Source organism: Pseudomonas sp. 22189, from assembly GCF_052045635.1.
GTDB classification, from domain to species: domain Bacteria; phylum Pseudomonadota; class Gammaproteobacteria; order Pseudomonadales; family Pseudomonadaceae; genus Aquipseudomonas; species Aquipseudomonas parakoreensis.
On record NZ_JBQEPG010000013.1, the window covers coordinates 1 to 17,097 of the forward strand.

At 60.9% G+C, this 17,097-nt stretch carries 19 protein-coding genes; 14 read left to right on the forward strand and 5 right to left on the reverse strand.

Annotation, left to right across the window (positions count from 1 at the left end):
• Nucleotides 1–153 precede the first annotated feature (153 nt).
• From ACTJKS_RS15595 to ccoM, 3 genes are all read left to right on the forward strand, one after another.
• Nucleotides 154–495 carry a hypothetical protein gene (locus tag ACTJKS_RS15595; RefSeq protein WP_003222394.1) on the forward strand — a complete coding sequence of 114 codons (342 nt, stop codon included), beginning with the start codon at nucleotides 154–156 and terminating at the stop codon, nucleotides 493–495.
• Nucleotides 496–607: 112 nt separating this feature from the next.
• On the forward strand, nucleotides 608–769 hold the full coding sequence (locus ACTJKS_RS15600) for a hypothetical protein (protein WP_086792081.1): 162 nt from the start codon (nucleotides 608–610) through the stop codon (nucleotides 767–769).
• A gap of 148 nt (nucleotides 770–917) precedes the next feature.
• A complete protein-coding gene (ccoM, locus tag ACTJKS_RS15605; protein WP_041070550.1) occupies nucleotides 918–1,031 on the forward strand; it encodes a cytochrome c oxidase subunit CcoM in 114 nt (37 codons plus the stop codon).
• 972 nt (nucleotides 1,032–2,003) lie between these two features.
• On the opposite strand, the gene ACTJKS_RS15610 is transcribed toward ccoM, so the two are convergent.
• From ACTJKS_RS15610 to ACTJKS_RS15620, 3 genes are all read right to left on the reverse strand, one after another.
• The gene (locus ACTJKS_RS15610) at nucleotides 2,004–3,479 is read right to left on the reverse strand and encodes an inorganic phosphate transporter (protein WP_108181902.1); all 1,476 of its coding nucleotides are present in this window, start codon (nucleotides 3,477–3,479) and stop codon (nucleotides 2,004–2,006) included.
• Nucleotides 3,476–3,727 (reverse strand): hypothetical protein, encoded by a 252-nt coding sequence (locus tag ACTJKS_RS15615; RefSeq protein ID WP_140395992.1) that lies wholly within the window; start codon nucleotides 3,725–3,727, stop codon nucleotides 3,476–3,478. Before ACTJKS_RS15615 ends, ACTJKS_RS15610 begins: the two co-directional genes overlap by 4 nt.
• Nucleotides 3,728–3,855: 128 nt before the next feature.
• Nucleotides 3,856–4,056 (reverse strand): hypothetical protein, encoded by a 201-nt coding sequence (locus ACTJKS_RS15620; protein ID WP_003222398.1) that lies wholly within the window; start codon nucleotides 4,054–4,056, stop codon nucleotides 3,856–3,858.
• Between the two features lie 651 nt (nucleotides 4,057–4,707).
• Between ACTJKS_RS15620 and pcaR the strand changes: the two genes are divergently transcribed.
• From pcaR to pcaC, 11 genes are all read left to right on the forward strand, one after another.
• Nucleotides 4,708–5,550: a pca regulon transcriptional regulator PcaR gene (gene pcaR / locus ACTJKS_RS15625; RefSeq protein ID WP_041070522.1), complete on the forward strand. Its 843-nt coding sequence runs from the start codon at nucleotides 4,708–4,710 to the stop codon at nucleotides 5,548–5,550.
• Nucleotides 5,551–5,844: 294 nt separating this feature from the next.
• Nucleotides 5,845–7,191, forward strand: coding sequence for an MFS transporter (locus ACTJKS_RS15630; protein WP_145593400.1), 1,347 nt, complete (start codon nucleotides 5,845–5,847; stop codon nucleotides 7,189–7,191).
• A gap of 264 nt (nucleotides 7,192–7,455) precedes the next feature.
• Entirely contained in the window at nucleotides 7,456–8,313 is an 858-nt protein-coding gene (locus ACTJKS_RS15635; RefSeq protein ID WP_262948959.1) for a CoA transferase subunit A, read from the forward strand.
• Nucleotides 8,313–9,092, forward strand: coding sequence for a CoA-transferase subunit beta (locus ACTJKS_RS15640; RefSeq protein ID WP_041070516.1), 780 nt, complete (start codon nucleotides 8,313–8,315; stop codon nucleotides 9,090–9,092). The genes ACTJKS_RS15635 and ACTJKS_RS15640 overlap by 1 nt, the downstream gene beginning before the upstream one ends.
• Complete coding sequence (pcaF, locus tag ACTJKS_RS15645) at nucleotides 9,089–10,294, forward strand: 3-oxoadipyl-CoA thiolase (RefSeq protein WP_262948957.1); 1,206 nt, start codon at nucleotides 9,089–9,091, stop codon at nucleotides 10,292–10,294. The genes ACTJKS_RS15640 and pcaF overlap by 4 nt, the downstream gene beginning before the upstream one ends.
• Nucleotides 10,295–10,331: 37 nt before the next feature.
• A complete protein-coding gene (gene pcaH / locus ACTJKS_RS15650; RefSeq protein ID WP_041070512.1) occupies nucleotides 10,332–11,036 on the forward strand; it encodes a protocatechuate 3,4-dioxygenase subunit beta in 705 nt (234 codons plus the stop codon).
• 1 nt (nucleotide 11,037) lies between these two features.
• Complete coding sequence (gene pcaG / locus ACTJKS_RS15655) at nucleotides 11,038–11,604, forward strand: protocatechuate 3,4-dioxygenase subunit alpha (protein WP_047292153.1); 567 nt, start codon at nucleotides 11,038–11,040, stop codon at nucleotides 11,602–11,604.
• A gap of 271 nt (nucleotides 11,605–11,875) precedes the next feature.
• A complete protein-coding gene (locus ACTJKS_RS15660) occupies nucleotides 11,876–13,171 on the forward strand; it encodes an MFS family transporter (protein WP_041070509.1) in 1,296 nt (431 codons plus the stop codon).
• 46 nt (nucleotides 13,172–13,217) lie between these two features.
• Nucleotides 13,218–14,582 (forward strand): 3-carboxy-cis,cis-muconate cycloisomerase, encoded by a 1,365-nt coding sequence (locus ACTJKS_RS15665; RefSeq protein WP_262948954.1) that lies wholly within the window; start codon nucleotides 13,218–13,220, stop codon nucleotides 14,580–14,582.
• Between the two features lie 12 nt (nucleotides 14,583–14,594).
• Nucleotides 14,595–15,386, forward strand: a complete 792-nt coding sequence (gene pcaD / locus ACTJKS_RS15670; protein ID WP_440828893.1) for a 3-oxoadipate enol-lactonase — start codon at nucleotides 14,595–14,597, stop codon at nucleotides 15,384–15,386.
• Nucleotides 15,387–15,396: 10 nt separating this feature from the next.
• Nucleotides 15,397–15,789, forward strand: a complete 393-nt coding sequence (gene pcaC, locus ACTJKS_RS15675) for a 4-carboxymuconolactone decarboxylase (protein ID WP_198759511.1) — start codon at nucleotides 15,397–15,399, stop codon at nucleotides 15,787–15,789.
• Between the two features lie 92 nt (nucleotides 15,790–15,881).
• On the opposite strand, the gene ACTJKS_RS15680 is transcribed toward pcaC, so the two are convergent.
• Both ACTJKS_RS15680 and ACTJKS_RS15685 read right to left on the reverse strand, forming a co-directional pair.
• Nucleotides 15,882–16,700 carry a methyltransferase domain-containing protein gene (locus tag ACTJKS_RS15680; RefSeq protein WP_262948950.1) on the reverse strand — a complete coding sequence of 273 codons (819 nt, stop codon included), beginning with the start codon at nucleotides 16,698–16,700 and terminating at the stop codon, nucleotides 15,882–15,884.
• 21 nt (nucleotides 16,701–16,721) lie between these two features.
• The gene (locus ACTJKS_RS15685; protein WP_108181908.1) at nucleotides 16,722–17,078 is read right to left on the reverse strand and encodes a DUF1641 domain-containing protein; all 357 of its coding nucleotides are present in this window, start codon (nucleotides 17,076–17,078) and stop codon (nucleotides 16,722–16,724) included.
• Nucleotides 17,079–17,097: the final 19 nt, after the last annotated feature.

The following is a 17,097-nucleotide window of genomic DNA, read 5'->3' on the forward strand; positions in this document are numbered from 1 at the left end:
TTGATCTACGGAAACACCTGAGTTCTACGTTGTCCCATTAAAAGATCGCAGCCTGCGGCAGCTCCTGCAGTGCCAACCCGATCACAGATTTGCGACGGATGGCTCAAGGCGCCTTTGCCGCAGCCGATAGCCTGCTGACAGGAGACCCTTTATATGCTGCCACCGATGCTCCCCCTGAGCGCTGTGCCGATCACTTCCCAGCAGGATCCGATTCGCCAGCGGCCGGACATTCCTCCGGTGGTGCCGGTGCAGGAAAGCTCCAACGAAAGCACGATCGACCTGCAAAAGCGCGACCCGGAAGAGGACCGTCTGCTGGCGCGCGAAGAACAGCGCCGCCAACAGGAACGCGATCGGCGCCGTCGCGAAGCCGATGAAGACCCTGAGGAGCATCTGGCCGTGCCGGGTACCGAGCTCAATGCCGACAACACCGTGCCGGTGGTGCCGCTGATGGAAGATCAGCCGCGCCAGGGCTTGTGGGTCGATATCGAGATCTGAGTCCGCCGATTTACACGAATTGTTGTCGGGTGCTGGTGTCAGGCTGCATGATTGGCGCAGCCCTGCCGCTGATGCGGCAGTTGTGTTTTCTTCAAGTGATGCGCTGAACGCCATGAGCCAAGATGAAAAACTGATCGACCTCGGCACCGAGCGCGCCAAGCGTGTGCATGATCTCAACGAAAAGCGCCTGAACGAAGTGCGCAAGGCCTTCGAGCAGGCCATGCCGTTGGGAAAAACCCAGAAAAAGCCGAAAAAGAAACCGAAAAAGCGTTGATCTCCCCCTGCATCCTTTGATGTAGGTCAGTTATTTTCCCGCCTTTATCCTCTGTGTTGACCGGACTTGATCCTGGTCAATTTCTGCGCCTGCGCGATTGGTTAACTTAGCTCCATCGCAGCAAAGCAGGGGCCAGGAGGCCACAGTCATGTTTTTCGATAACGTGGTGTTTGCCGGGGTTCTGACCGTAGGTCTCATGGTTCTGTTTTTTGCAGGGTTTGGATTTTTTATCTGGAAGGACGCGCATAAGCGCAAGAAGTAGTCCTTTCTGGATTGAATGAGCACGCAAGGCATTTTGGGCGACTTCGGTTGCCCTTTTTTTTTGTTCTTGGCGGCCTTTGGGCCGACCATGTTGTGGGTTGTTGGGTGTGAATTTCCGTTGCTGCGGGTGTTGCTTATTACGGTTCCGCCCTTACGGCGGGTCACTTTGGCAAACGCCCCAAAGTAACCAAAGGGCTTTACCCTAACGTTCGGCCCTCGCTCAGGCTCGGGTTCCTTCGCTGCGGGATTCATCCGGGGGGCAGCGCCTACGGTTTGCTTCGCTGCACCTCCTCTCGCTGTGTTTGGCTGCGCCAAACGGTCGCTGCGCTCCCACCCCCGGATAAATCCCTCCACTCAGCCTGCCGACGGGCCCTGAGATCAAAAGCTTTACTCGAGCTAACGCTCATCGTGTTGAGTGGGGCGGCTTCGCCGCATGGGGTGTGCACGAATAAAATTGTGGGAGCGAGCCTGCTGGCGAAGGCGGCCTGACAGCCGACCAATTTCTAACTGAAAACACTCAATCCCATGTAGGAACTGCCGAAGGCTGTGATCTTTTGATCTGGCTTTGGCTTTGGCTTTGGCTTTGGCTTTGGCTTTGGCTTTGGCTTTTGATGTGGCTTTTGATCTTCAGCCCCTTCGGCAGGCCGAGCGTAGGTGTCCATCCGGGGGGGAGGCGCGCAGCGCCATGCGGCGAAGCCGCATGCATCGAGAGGAGGTGCAGCGAAGCAAACCGTAGGCGATGCCCCCGGATGGACACCGTAGCGAGGGAACACTGAGCCTAAGCGAAGTGCCGTACGCCGGGGCAAAGCCTTTTGGGTTACCTTTTCGGCGTCTGGAAAAGGTGACTCGCTGTAAGAGCGAAACCGCCAGCAGCAACACCCGCAGCAACGGATATGCCCCCAATCCAACTCTCGACCAAAACAAAAAAGGCGCGATCCTTACGAATCACGCCTTTCTCATGTGCAGCGGTCTATCAGCTACCCAGCGCTTTGGACGCCAACCAGAACAACCCGGCCGACAGCGCCACCGTCGCCGGCAAGGTCAGAACCCACGCCAGCAAAATGGTACGAACAGTCCCGCCTTGCAGGCCGCTTTTGTTGGCGACCATGGTGCCGGCCACGCCCGAGGACAGCACGTGGGTGGTGGATACCGGCAGGCTGAAGATGTTGGCCATGCCGATCAGACTCGCGGTGGTGATCTGCGCCGACATGCCCTGGGAATAGGTCATGCCTTGCTTGCCGATCTTCTCGCCGATGGTCAGTACCACGCGTTTCCAGCCAACCATGGTGCCCAGGCCCAAGGCCAGCGCGACCGCCAGAATCACCCAGAACGGGGCGTATTCGGTGGTGGTGGTCAGGTCTTTGCGCAGTTTGTCCAGGTCAGCCTTTTCACGCGCTTCCAGGCCTGGCAGCTTGCCGACTTTCTTCGCAGTGTCGTCCAGGCACAGCAGGTAGCGGCGCACTTCGATGCGGCTTTCCGAGGACAGCGAATGGTAGTCCGCTACACCTTTGAGCGTATCGAGCAGGGCGTTGATGGTCGGTTCGGTCTGCTGCGGGTTGCAGCGGAATTTCTCCGGCAGGTCGCCTTGAACGCTTTTGCCCAGGGCCAGGAATTCGCCCAGGGAATCAGCATTGCGCTTGTAGAACTGGCTCAGGTGCAGGGTCGCATCACGAGTGCGTTCGATCTGGTAAGTGGTGCTGCTCAGGTCGAGGACGAACTGCGCAGGCACGATACCGATCAACACCAGCATGATCAGGCCGATGCCTTTCTGGCCATCGTTGGAGCCGTGCACGAAGCTCACGGCCATGGCCGAGATCACCAGGACCAGGCGGTTCCAGAACGGCGGATGTTTCTTGTCGTCGATCTTGCGGCGCTGTTCCGGGGTCTTGTGCATCTTCGACAGCGGGCGCCACCACTTCAGGCCGATCAGGATCAGCGCGGCGATCAGGAAGCCGGCCATTGGCGAGAACACCAGCGAGGCGCCGATGTCTATCGCTTTCTGCCAGTTCACACCGTCGGCCAGCGGGATGTTGTTGATCAGGGCGTTGGCCAGGCCAACGCCAAGGATCGAGCCGATCAGGGTGTGGGAACTGGAGGCCGGGATACCGAAGTACCAGGTGCCCAGGTTCCAGGTGATCGCCGCGGCGAGCAACGAGAACACCATTGCCAGGCCATGGCCGGTGTTCACATTGATCAGCAGTTCTACCGGCAGCAGGTGAACAATGGCATACGCCACGCCAACGCCGCCCAGCAACACGCCGAGGAAGTTGAACACACCGGAGAAGAACACCGCCAGGTGAGGCGGCATGGCTTTGGTGTAGATAACAGTGGCTACCGCGTTAGCGGTGTCATGAAATCCATTGATGAACTCGAAGGCGAGGACAAACGTCAGGGCGAGCAAGAGGCTCACAAGCACCCAAGCATCCAGTCCGCTGAATAAATCGATCATGAAGGTTTTCTGACCCGGTCATAAGGGGGCGCGATTATGCCAGAAAAGACTGGAAATCGATCCCCTACCTGCTCATCGGTAGCAATCAATGTCGAATTAAATTGTTGCAAGGTGCAAAGCCCGAGCGTGTTGCAGGGTTTTTCAAGTGTTTGATTCTCCTGAAAAAAACCTTCAGGCAGCAGGCGTTTCGTCGAGTGCGCGAGGGCCTCAAACGCTTGTGTGAAATATCTCTGAAATGAGTCAGACACGCTCCTTTCCCGCGCAACACGGGGGAGGTGGCCGCTGCCCGCGGATAGCGGGCGCGCAAGGCATTGTCGGGTCACCGCGCTTGTAGCCGGTGGCGACGCAGACCCTCGAAAAACTCACAGTCGCCCGTTCATGGCTCTTCGGTTTTGAGTTCTTCTTCCATCTTTTTCAGTTCTTGCTGGAAAACCTGATCCTGAACAGTGGGGCGTTTACGCCATGCTTTGCGTTCCGGTTCCGGTTGAGCGGCGTAGGTGGTGACTTCCCCGCCGTAAACTTCCTTGTAACGTTGTTCCTGGCGCTCAAGTTCCGCGCGCAGTTCGTCTTTCGTCACAGTGCTACCTGTTTGAGTTGAGATGAATGTCTGGTGAAACGCACGGCAACGAGTCGATTGAGCGCGTCCACCGAAAGGTCATGCCCGTAAAAGGCATTGGAGTTATCGGCAGGGCGGTCAAGACTTCCATGTTGCAGGCGGCTGCGACACCAGATTAAAACTGACGCAGCATCAGTTGCCTGTTTCAGCGGGCGCTGTCGTTGCATGAGTCATGCGCGTCAGCGCTGGCCGGAGCTGTCGGCGATTGGCATCGCTTCGGCAGGTGGCGGCTTCGGTGAATAAAACCGGCCCCACTGAGAGGCATTATAGCGGTCGATTCGGGATTGACTATCTTTGCCAAATTAAAAACGGTTCCGGATGTGTGATTGTTTTTGTGACTGACAATTTTTATCGCTAGTTGAAATCCGCTGAAACCTTTATGCGCTCAGTGTTGTGTTTCTGACGCCATTAAGTCGAACAACTAACGCACGATGGAAAGTTGGATTAACCCGCTCCATGGTCGATCAGGCAAACCATGAAGAGCCTGTGCCGCGGATTGCGATAATCGGTCGACGGTTCGATAATCGCCCAATCTTGGCGTCCCGGTCCTTGTGCATTTGCCGGCGAGCCGCTTGTATAGCCATTGATCCGCGCCGCAAAAAAGGACAAGAAATGAACGATCAAATGCGCAACTCCTTCACCTCCGTGGCGCCGCCGATCGTCGCGTCGCCAGCCAAGCGTATCCAGGCGCTTACTGGCGATCCGGATTTCATGACCTCGCTGGCCCGTGGCCTGGCAGTGGTGCAGGCGTTCCAGGAGCGCAAGCGGCACCTGACCATCGCCCAGATCAGCCATCGCACGGAAATTCCCCGCGCCGCCGTGCGCCGTTGTCTGCACACCTTGATCAAACTGGGTTACGCCACCACCGATGGCCGCACGTACTCGTTGTTGCCCAAAGTGTTGACCCTCGGCCACGCATATCTGTCGTCGACGCCGTTGGCGGTCTCGGCCCAGCCGTACCTCGACCGCATGAGCGAGCAACTGCACGAAGCCTGCAACATGGCCACGCTCGAAGGTGACGACATTCTGTACATCGCCCGTTCAGCGACCACACAACGCCTGATTTCGGTGGATTTGTCAGTGGGTGGACGCCTGCCAGCCTACTGCACATCCATGGGCCGCATCCTGTTGGCGGCACTGGACGACACCTCGCTGCGCGAATACCTCGACCATGCCGAACTGGTGGCCAAGACCAGCCGCACCCTGCATACCCCGGAAAGTCTGCTCGCATGCCTGCAGGAAGTGCGGCAACAGGGCTGGTGCATCGTCGATCAGGAGCTGGAGCAGGGCCTGCGCTCGATTGCGGTGCCGGTCTACGATGCATCGGGCCAAGTGGTGGCCGCGCTCAACGTCAGTACCCACGCCGGCCGCGTCAGCCGCACCGAGCTGGAACAACGCTTCCTGCCGGGCCTGCTCAGCGCCAGCCGCGACCTCAGCGCACAACTGTTCGCCTGATGAAGCTGTTCGATAAACGCACAGTGTTGCGTTTATCGAATTGACGCTAAAACCCTCGGATCATTAATGTCGCGGCAGCGTCATCCGGCGCCGATATGAATGAGCCTGCCGGATTGTCGACTCCCATAATAATGACAAGAGGCAACTCACCATGCGCATGCTCCCCGACTGTCTCAGCTCCGTTCCCTGTTGCCGGATTCACCGCAACGCCTGATCCCGACCTTCTATTCTTGTGACCGTGCCGCTCTCTGGCCGGCCGCCGTTCGACTGCGTTTTTTGCGTGGAATAAAAATAATGAACCAGCCCCAGTCCGCTGTAGGTAACTGCCTCGACGTGCAGACCTTCATCAATGCCCAACCGATCTCGCGCTATCAGTGGCGGGTGGTGATCCTGTGTTTCCTGATTGTGTTTCTCGATGGCCTCGACACAGCGGCGATGGGCTTTATTGCCCCTGCGCTGTCTCAGGATTGGGGCATCGACCGCGCCAGCCTCGGCCCGGTAATGAGTGCCGCGTTGATCGGCATGGTCTTTGGCGCTCTGGGTTCGGGCCCTCTGGCTGACCGTTTCGGGCGCAAAGTGGTGCTGGTCGGCGCGGTGCTGCTGTTCGGCGCTTTCAGCCTGGCCTCGGCCTACAGCACCAACGTCGAGCAATTGCTGGTGCTGCGTTTCCTGACCGGTCTCGGCCTGGGCGCCGGCATGCCCAACGCCACCACGCTGCTCTCGGAATACACCCCGGAGCGCAAAAAGTCATTGCTGGTGACCAGCATGTTCTGTGGCTTCAACCTCGGCATGGCCGGCGGCGGTTTCATCTCCGCCAAATTGATCCCGGCGTTCGGCTGGCACAGCCTGCTGCTGATCGGCGGGATCCTGCCGCTGATCCTCGCGGTGGTGCTGCTGTTCTGGCTGCCGGAGTCGGCGCGTTATCTGGTGGTGCGCAATCGCGGCACCGAGAAAGTGCGCAAGACCCTGTCGCCAATCGATCCGGTCGCCGTGGCGCAAGCCTCGAGTTTCAGCGTTCCGGAGCAGAAAACCGTCAAGGCGCGCAACGTCTTCGCGGTGATTTTCTCCGGCACTTACAGTGTCGGCACCTTGTTGCTGTGGCTGACCTACTTCATGGGCCTGGTCATCGTCTATCTGCTGACCAGTTGGCTGCCGACTCTAATGCGTGACAGCGGCGCGAGCATGGAGCAGGCGGCGTTCATTGGCGCGTTGTTCCAGTTTGGCGGGGTGTTGAGTGCGGTCGCTGTGGGTTGGGCGATGGACCGCTTCAATCCGCACAAGGTCATCGGCACGTTCTACCTGCTGGCCGGGGTGTTTGCCTACGCGGTAGGGCAAAGCCTGGGCAACATCACGCTGCTCGCGACCTTGGTGTTGGTGGCGGGTATGTGCGTCAACGGCGCGCAATCGGCGATGCCTTCATTGGCGGCACGCTTTTATCCGACCCAGGGGCGCGCGACCGGAGTCTCGTGGATGCTCGGGATTGGCCGCTTTGGCGCGATTCTCGGGGCGTGGATGGGCGCGACGTTGCTGGGGCTGGGCTGGAACTTCGAGCAGGTGCTGACGGCGTTGGTGATTCCGGCGGCGTTGGCGACCACGGCGGTGGTGATCAAAGGTGTGGTCAGTCATGCGGATGCGACTTGATATTTCGATGTAAAGCGAAAAGATCGCAGCCTTCGGCAGCTCCTACATGTGAACGCGTAACCCTGTAGGAGCTGCCGCAGGCTGCGATCTTTTGGCGGTCAACACGGAACGATAGGGTGATAACAATCCGTTCGATAAACGAACACTCAGTCGATTATCGGATTGTTTGGCGATTTTCAGCGGCTTAATCTGCAGTGACTCCGGCGCTGAACCTCGCGCCTTTTTCTCACTGGCGATTCACTACAAAAAACGGGAGCCCGCTCCATGGCTGAGATCCTTTCGCTGCACGACGCGGTGAAGCAATTCGTCAACGACGGCGACACCGTCGCGCTCGAAGGCTTCACTCACCTGATCCCTACGGCGGCGGGTCATGAAATCATTCGCCAGGGCAAGAAAGATCTGACCCTGGTGCGGATGACGCCTGACCTGATCTACGACCAACTGATCGGTGCCGGTTGTGCACGCAAGCTGATCTTTTCCTGGGGCGGCAACCCCGGTGTGGGTTCGCTGCACCGCCTGCGCGACGCGGTCGAAAAGCAATGGCCGCATGCCCTGGAAATCGAAGAGCACAGCCACGCCGACCTGGCCAACGCCTACGTCGCCGGCGCTTCCGGCCTGCCGTTCGCCGTGCTGCGGGCCTACGCCGGTTCCGACCTGCCGAAGGTCAATCCGCTGATCAAATCCGTGACCTGCCCGTTCACCGATGAAGTGCTGGCCGCGGTGCCGTCGGTGCGTCCGGACGTGACCGTGATCCACGCGCAGAAAGCCGACCGACAAGGCAACGTGCTGTTGTGGGGCATTCTCGGGGTGCAGAAAGAAGCCGCGCTGGCAGCCAAGCGCTGCATCGTCACGGTCGAAGAAATCGTCGACAACCTCAACGCGCCGGTGAACGCTTGCGTGCTGCCGACCTGGGCCTTGAGCGCGGTCTGCCATGTACCCGGCGGCGCGCATCCGTCCTACGCCCACGGTTACACCGAGCGTGACAATCGTTTCTATCAGGCGTGGGATCCGATCGCCCGTGACCGTGAGACGTTTACCGCGTGGATCAACGAATACATCCATGGCTGCGCTGACTTCAGCGCGTTCCAGGCCAAGTTGGCCGCTGCTTCGGAGGCCAAGTAATGACTTACACCACCAATGAAATGATGACCGTCGCGGCGGCCCGTCGCCTGAAGAACGGCTCGGTGTGCTTCGTCGGCATCGGCCTGCCGTCGAAAGCCGCCAACCTCGCGCGCCTGACGTCGTCGCCGGACGTGGTGCTGATCTATGAATCGGGCCCGATTGGCGCCAAGCCAAGCGTGCTGCCGCTGTCGATCGGTGATGGTGAACTGGCGGAAACCGCCGACACCGTCGTGCCGACCGGTGAGATTTTTCGCTACTGGCTGCAGGGCGGGCGCATTGACGTCGGTTTTCTCGGCGCCGCGCAGGTCGACCGTTTCGGCAACATCAACACCACCGTGGTCGGCGACTATCACGCACCGAAAGTACGCCTGCCGGGTGCCGGTGGCGCGCCGGAAATCGCCGGTTCGGCGAAGAGCGTGTTGATCATCCTCAAGCAGTCGGCGCGTTCGTTCGTCGACAAGCTCGACTTCATTACCTCGGTCGGGCATGGCGAGGGCGGCGATTCGCGCAAGCGTCTGGGCCTGCCGGGTGCCGGTCCGGTCGGGATCATCACCGACCTGTGCATCATGGAGCCGGAGCAGGGCACCCACGAATTCGTGGTCACCGCTCTGCATCCGGGCGTGACCCGTGAACAAGTGGTCGCCGCCACCGGTTGGGCCATTCGTTTTGCCGACAACGTGGAAACCACGGCTGCGCCGACCGAGACCGAACTGACCGCGCTGCGCGATCTCGAAGCGCGCACCGCCGCCGCCCACGGCCAGGCACCGGGAGAAGCATGATGCGTGACGTGTATATCTGCGATGCAATCCGTACGCCCATCGGCCGTTTCGGCGGTGGACTGGCCGCCGTCCGTGCCGACGATCTGGCCGCTGTGCCGATCAAGGCGCTGATGGAACGCAATCCGTCGGTGGACTGGAATGCAATCGATGAAGTGTTCCTCGGCTGCGCCAACCAGGCCGGCGAAGACAACCGTAACGTGGCGCGCATGGCGCTGTTGCTGGCCGGTCTGCCGGAGAGCGTGCCGGGGGTGACCCTCAACCGTCTCTGCGCCTCGGGCATGGACGCGATTGGTACTGCGTTCCGCGCCATTGCCAGCGGCGAGATGGAGCTGGCGATTGCCGGCGGCGTCGAGTCGATGTCCCGCGCGCCGTTCGTGATGGGCAAGGCGGACGCAGCGTTCTCGCGCAACATGAAGCTGGAAGACACCACCATCGGCTGGCGTTTCATCAACCCGCTGATGAAAGCCCAGTACGGCGTCGATGCGATGCCGCAGACCGCCGACAACGTCGCCGACGACTATAAGGTGTCGCGTGCCGATCAGGACGCTTTCGCCCTGCGCAGTCAGCAACGCACGGCCGCTGCACAAGCGGCGGGCTACTTCGCCGAGGAAATCGTCGAAGTGCGGATCGCCCACAAGAAGGGCGAAACCGTGGTCAGCCAGGACGAACATCCGCGCGCCGACACCACGCTTGAAGCGTTGGCCAGATTGAAGCCGGTCAACGGCCCGGACAAGACGGTTACCGCTGGCAACGCGTCCGGCGTCAACGACGGTGCTGCTGCGCTGATTCTCGCGTCTGCCGAAGCGGTGAAGAAACACGGCCTGACCGCCCGCGCCAAGGTGCTCGGTATGGCCAGCGCCGGTGTCGCACCTCGGGTGATGGGCATCGGCCCGGTGCCGGCGGTGCGCAAACTGATCGAGCGCCTCGGCGTGGCGGTCAGCGATTTCGATGTGATCGAACTCAACGAAGCCTTCGCCAGCCAGGGTCTGGCGGTGCTGCGTGAACTGGGTCTGGCCGACGATGCTGCACAGGTCAACCCGAACGGTGGCGCGATTGCCTTGGGCCATCCGTTGGGCATGAGCGGCGCGCGACTGGTGCTGACTGCGTTGCATCAGCTGGAAAAGACCGGCGGCCAGAAAGGTCTGGCGACCATGTGCGTCGGCGTCGGGCAGGGTCTGGCCCTGGCCATCGAACGCGTCTGACGCAGCGCGTCGATTGATAAGAACAGAGGAAAGCGAAATGACTGACAAGCCTGGCTACCGTCGTCCGCAGGAAGGCACCCAGCCTGAATACCTGCACCCGACGTATCAATCCACCAACCTGCGCTCGCCGTCCAAGCCGTTGGTGTTTCTGCCGCATTCGTTGTCGGAGATCACCGGCCCGACCATCGGTGCCGAACGTGTCGCCGACAAGGACAACGACCTGACCGCCCAACACGACGGCGAGCCGTTGGGCGAGCGCATCATCATTCACGGCCGTGTGCTCGACGAAAACGGTTTGCCGGTGCCGGGGATTCTGGTGGAGATCTGGCAGGCCAACGCCGCCGGTCGCTACAACCACAAGCGCGACCTGCACGACGCGCCGCTGGACCCGAACTTCACCGGCACTGGCCGAACTGTGACCGATGCCGACGGTTGGTATCAGTTCCAGACCATCAAGCCCGGCGCCTATCCGTGGGGCAACCACCACAACGCGTGGCGTCCGGCGCACATCCATTTCTCGCTGTTCGGGCCGAGCATCCTCACCCGTCTGGTGACGCAGATGTACTTCCCCGGCGACCCGCTGCTGGCCTACGACCCGATCTACAACTGCGTGCCGGACACTTCGGCCAAGGAACGTCTGATCGCCGCTTTCGATCTGGAAAAAACCATTCCGTCCTACGCCCTCGGCTATCGCTGGGACATCGTCTTGCGCGGCCGCGACGCCACGCCGATGGAGAAATAAGATGACGCTGACTGCCACCACGTCCCACACCGTCGGGCCGTACTACCACATCGGCCTGACTTGGCTGAATCGCGAAAACCTCGCGGTCGAACAAACCCTCGGCGAGCGCGTGGCGATCACCGGCCAAGTCGTTGACGGCAACGGTGATGTGGTCAACGACGCGATGCTCGAAGTCTGGCAGGCCAACGCTGCCGGCAAGTACGCACACCCGGAAGACGAGCAGGACAAACCGCTGGACCCGCATTTCGAAGGTTTCGGCCGGGTGCCGGTGGACGCCGAAGGGCGCTTCCGTTTCACCACGATCAAACCAGGCACGGTCGAGGGCCTGAAGGGCACGACCCAGGCGCCGCATCTGGTGGTGCTGGTGTTTGCCCGTGGCTTGGTCAAGCACTTGCTGACGCGCATCTACTTTGAAGGTGAGCCGGCGAACGTCAATGATCCGCTGCTTGAATGTGTGCCGGCTGAGCGCCGCGCTACGTTGCTGGCGAAGCCGGATGCGGCGGGTGTGTATCAGTGGAATGTGATTTTGCAGGGCACTGAGGCGGAGACGGTGTTCTTCGATTATTGATCGCACCTCATTCCAGTGGAGTGAGTTTGTGGTGAGGGGATTTATCCCCGATGGGCTGCGAAGCAGCCCCAAGACCGGAGTTCACGGTGAAACTGACACACCGCGTCTGCCGGATTTGCGAGTGCTGCGCACTCGATCGGGGATGAATCCCCTCGCCACAAAAGCCCTCTTTCAGAAGAGGGGCTGTGTAATGCCTAGTGGATGTATCTGTGGAACGGGACTGTTGCGAAGTGTGTCTAGACTCTCACCTGTCCCTTCAGAGTAAAAAACAATGACAACTACCACCGCTCATTACACCGGCGAGGAGCGCAGCAAGCGCATCTTCGCCATTGTCGGTGCCTCGTCCGGCAACCTCGTCGAATGGTTCGACTTCTACGTCTACGCCTTCTGCGCGATTTATTTCGCCCCGGCGTTTTTCCCCTCCGACAACCCGACGGTGCAACTGGTCAACACGGCCGGGGTGTTCGCTGCCGGGTTCTTGATGCGCCCGATTGGCGGCTGGATCTTCGGGCGGCTGGCGGACAAGAAGGGCCGCAAGACCTCAATGATGATTTCGGTGCTGATGATGTGCTTCGGCTCATTGCTCATCGCCTGCCTGCCGACTTACGCCAGCATCGGCGTCTGGGCACCGCTGCTGTTGCTGTTCGCGCGTCTGCTGCAAGGCCTGTCGGTGGGCGGCGAGTACGGCACCACCGCCACCTACATGAGTGAAGTCGCGCTCAAGGGCCAGCGCGGCTTTTTCGCTTCGTTCCAGTACGTGACACTGATCGGCGGCCAACTGCTGGCGGTGTCGCTGGTGGTGATCCTGCAACAGTTCCTCAGTGAAGATGAGCTGCGTGCCTACGGCTGGCGGATTCCGTTTGTGGTCGGTGCGGTGGCGGCGGTGATTTCACTGTTCCTGCGTCGTTCGCTGAAAGAAACCACCAGCAAGGAAATGCGCGAGAACAAAGACGCCGGCAGCATCCGCGCACTGTTCCGTGATCACAAAGCCGCGTTTATCACCGTGCTGGGTTACACCGCCGGTGGCTCGCTGATTTTCTACACCTTCACCACGTACATGCAGAAGTACCTGGTGAACACCGCCGGCATGCACGCCAAGACCGCCAGTTACATCATGACCGGCGCGCTGTTCCTGTATATGTGCATGCAACCGCTGTTCGGCATGCTCGCCGACAAGATCGGCCGACGTAATTCGATGCTCTGGTTCGGCGCGCTCGGCACGCTGTTCACTGTGCCGATCCTGTTGAGCCTGAAAAGCATCAGCAGCCCGATTCTGGCCTTTGTGCTGATCACCGTGGCGCTGGCGATCGTCAGTTTCTACACCTCGATCAGCGGCCTGGTGAAAGCCGAAATGTTCCCGCCGGAAGTCCGCGCCCTCGGCGTCGGTCTGGCCTACGCGGTGGCGAATGCGATCTTCGGCGGTTCGGCCGAGTACGTGGCCCTGAGCCTGAAAGCCGGGGGCATGGAAAACGCCTTCTACTGGTACGTCACGGTGATGATGGCGGTGGCGTTCCTGTTCAGCCTGCGCCTGCCGAAACAGGCGGCGTACTTGCACCACGATCTGTAAACCGATGTGCGCGGGCCGCATAGGCCCGCGCCGGCAAGGACTGTTTATGACTCAGCGACCGGGCAATCAATTGTTCGATGCCTACTTCACGGCCCGCGATATGCGCGAGGTGTTCTGCGATCAGGGCCGGGTGCAGGCCATGCTCGATTTCGAAGCGGCGCTGGCCCGGGCCGAGGCGCGGGTCGGGGTGATTCCGGCGTCCGCCGTCGCGCCGATTGCCGCCGCTTGCAATGCCGGTCTGTATGACTTCGCGGCGCTGGGCGAGGCGATTGCCACGGCCGGCAACTCGGCGATTCCACTGGTCAAGGCGTTGGGCAAGCAGATCGCCGCGAGCAGTGCCGAGGCCGAGCGCTATGTGCATCTGGGTGCTACCAGTCAGGACGTGATGGATTCCGGGCTGGTCCTGCAATTGCGGCAGGCACTGGAGCTGATTGAAAGCGATCTGGCAGCGCTCGCCGATTCGTTCGTCACTCAGGCCCAACGGCATGCGGCGACGCCATTGGCCGGGCGCACCTGGCTGCAACACGCCACGCCGGTCACCCTCGGGATGAAAATCGCCGGTTGGCTCGGCGCGGTCAGCCGCAGCCGTCAGCGTCTGTGCGAACTCAAACCGCGCCTGCTGGTGCTGCAGTTCGGCGGTGCTTCCGGCACCCTCGCGGCACTCGGCGAGCAAGCATTACCGATCGCCCAGGCGCTGGCCGAAGAGCTGCAATTGGCCTTGCCTGAACAACCGTGGCACACCCAGCGTGATCGCATCGTCGAGTTCGGCGCGGTGCTTGGTTTGATCGCCGGCAGCCTCGGCAAACTCGGGCGTGACGTCAGTCTGTTGATGCAGACCGAAGCGGCGGAAGTGTTCGAACCGTCGGCGCCGGGCAAGGGCGGTTCGTCGACCATGCCGCACAAGCGCAATCCGGTGGGTGCGGCGGTGTTGATCGGCGCGGCGACGCGGGTCCCGGGGCTGGTCTCGACGTTGTTCAGCGCCATGCCTCAGGAGCACGAACGCAGCCTCGGTCTGTGGCATGCCGAATGGGAAACCCTGCCGGAGATCTGCTGCCTGGTGTCCGGTGCGCTGCAACAGGCGCGCCTGCTGGCCGATGGTCTGGAGGTCGATGCCGAGCGCATGGCGCGCAATCTGCAATTGACCCAAGGCCTGGTGCTCGCCGAAGCGGTGAGCATCGTCCTCGCGCAGCGGGTCGGCCGCGACACTGCGCATCACCTGCTCGAACAATGTTGCAAACGCGCGGTGGCCGAACAGCGCCACCTGCGTGCGGTACTCGGCGACGAGCCGCAAGTGACCGCCGAACTGAGCAGCACCGAACTGGATCATCTGCTCGACCCCGCACATTACCTCGGCCAGGCGCAAACCTGGGTCGAGCGCGCGGTGGCCGAACATAACGCATTGTCTGTCTGAAAGGAGAGGGCTGTGGCTTTCGTTCAACTCGCCGATGGCGAACTGCATTACGTCATTGAAGGCTCGGTCGATGCGCCGGTGCTGGTGCTGTCCAACTCGCTGGGCACCGACCTGCACATGTGGGACGCGCAGATGCCGGCGTTCACCAAGCACTTCAGGGTGCTGCGTTTCGACACCCGTGGTCACGGTCAATCCCTGGTGACGCCGGGGCCGTACAGCATCGAGCAATTGGGCCACGATGTGCTCGGCTTGCTCGATGCGCTGCACATCGAGCGCGCACATTTCTGCGGACTGTCGATGGGCGGGTTGATCGGTCAGTGGCTGGGGATCAATGCCGGCCACCGTCTGCACAAACTGATCGTGTGCAACACCGCGGCGAAGATTGGCGATCCGTCGGTGTGGAATCCACGCATTGACACCGTGCTGCGTGATGGCCCGGCAGCGATGGTCGCCCTGCGTGATGCGTCGATTGCCCGTTGGTTCACCCCGGACTTTTCCGCGGCCAATCCGGCTGCAGCGAAGAAGATCACCGACATGCTCGCGGCGACTTCGCCTGAAGGTTATGCGGCCAATTGCGCGGCGGTGCGCGACGCCGATTTCCGCGAGCAGCTGGCGTCGATCAACCTGCCGCTGCTGGTGATTGCCGGCACCGAAGATGCGGTGACGCCACCGTCCGGTGGGCATTTCATTCAGGAGCATGTGCGCGGCGCCGAGTACGCCGAGTTCCATGCCGCGCACCTGTCCAACGTGCAGGCGGGTGCCGCATTCAGTGATCGTGTGTTGGCGTTTCTGAACGCTCAGTGAGGAAGTTTTTGTGGACGAGAAACAACGTTATGACGATGGCATGCAAGTACGCCGTGCGGTGCTGGGCGATGCGCATGTCGATCGCAGCCTGACCACGCTGACCGAGTTCAACTCGGAATTTCAGGAGATGATCACCCGTCACGCCTGGGGCGACATCTGGACCCGCCCGGGCCTGCCGCGGCATACCCGCAGCCTGATCACCATCGCCATGCTGATCGGGATGAACCGCGAAGGCGAACTGAAACTGCATTTGCGCGCAGCGGCGAACAATGGCGTAAGCCGGGGCGAGATCAAGGAAGTGATCATGCAGAGCGCGATTTATTGCGGGATTCCGGCGGCGAACGCGACGTTCCATCTGGCGGAGTCGGTGTGGGATGAGCTTGGGATTGAGTCTCGGAAATAAACATTAGAATCAAAAGATCGCAGCCTCCGGCAGCTCCTACAGGGGAGTGCATTCCAAAGTAGGAGCTGCCGCAGGCTGCGATCTGTTGATCTTCAAACCCTGGCCACAATGAAAATCCGCTTGAACGGAAACAGCGTCTGCCCGTTTTTCTCCGGCGGATAATACTCATGCACGCGCATCAGGAAGTGGTAGATAAACCGCGCCTGCTCCTGTGACGTCAGCGCCTGCATCACTGGCCGCAACGCCGAGACCTTGACCCAGTCGTACACCGGCGACTTGCCGTCTACCACTTGCAGTTGCTCGGTTTCCCAGATGTCCAGCGAAGTGGTCAGCGGCGCCAGCAAGCGATAGTAATCCTCCAATGCCAACAACGGCCGCGCGGCCATTCGCTGGCGCAATTGCGGTGTGCCGATGGGGGTGTGTCCCGGTCCGGCATCGTCGAGGGTGTCGAGCATCAGTCGATACCACAAGGCATCGCGCCAGTCCGGCATGTGTGCTGCCAGACAGCCACCGGGCTTGAGATGACCGAGCAGGCGCGGCAGCCGTTGTTGATGATCGCCAATGAAATGCAGCACCGCCGCCGCGAGCAGCAGGTCGGCGGGTTGCTCGGGGTGCCAGTCGAGCAAGTCGCACTCTTGCCATTGGGCGTTGATCGGCAGACATCGGGCCTGATCCAGCATCTGCCGTGAGCTGTCGACGCCCAGCAACTGCGCTCGCGGCCAGCGCTCGGCCAGCAACTGCGTGGCAATGCCGGTGCCGCAGCCCAGGTCATAAATGTGTTTGGGGTCGTGCAGGTCGACACGGTCGAGCAATTCGTTGACCGGGCGTTGCCTGAGACGGGAAAACTGCTGGTACGCCTTGGCGTCCCAGTGGGTGCAGGCGTTCCCTGCCGTTTCGAGTTTGGCGCTCATGAGGAGGTCCTCTCTGGCGGATTACAGTTGTCGTCCAATGACGTTGAGGGTTTTCAGGACAACGGCCACGCCTTTGCGTGTGTCCTCTTCATTCAGCAGTTTGAGCAACGCCAGAGTGCCCGGCGCCGCTGACTGTGCCGATACTTCGGCTTTGGCCATGCGCAGTGCATTACTGACTGTCCAGGTGGCGGCAGTGCCGCTCTCGAACAATTGCGCGAGTTTTTCCACCATGGCCGCGTCGAGCAGATCGGCGATATCGGAAACCAGGGAAAGCAGGTCGACAATATTCTCCAGGCGTCCGCCATCGATTAACGGCTGCAGTTTCGCCATCAGTGCAGTGAACCCGGGCGTGGCTGACATTTCCTCGGGCATGTTCATGAGCAATCACTCCTCCCTG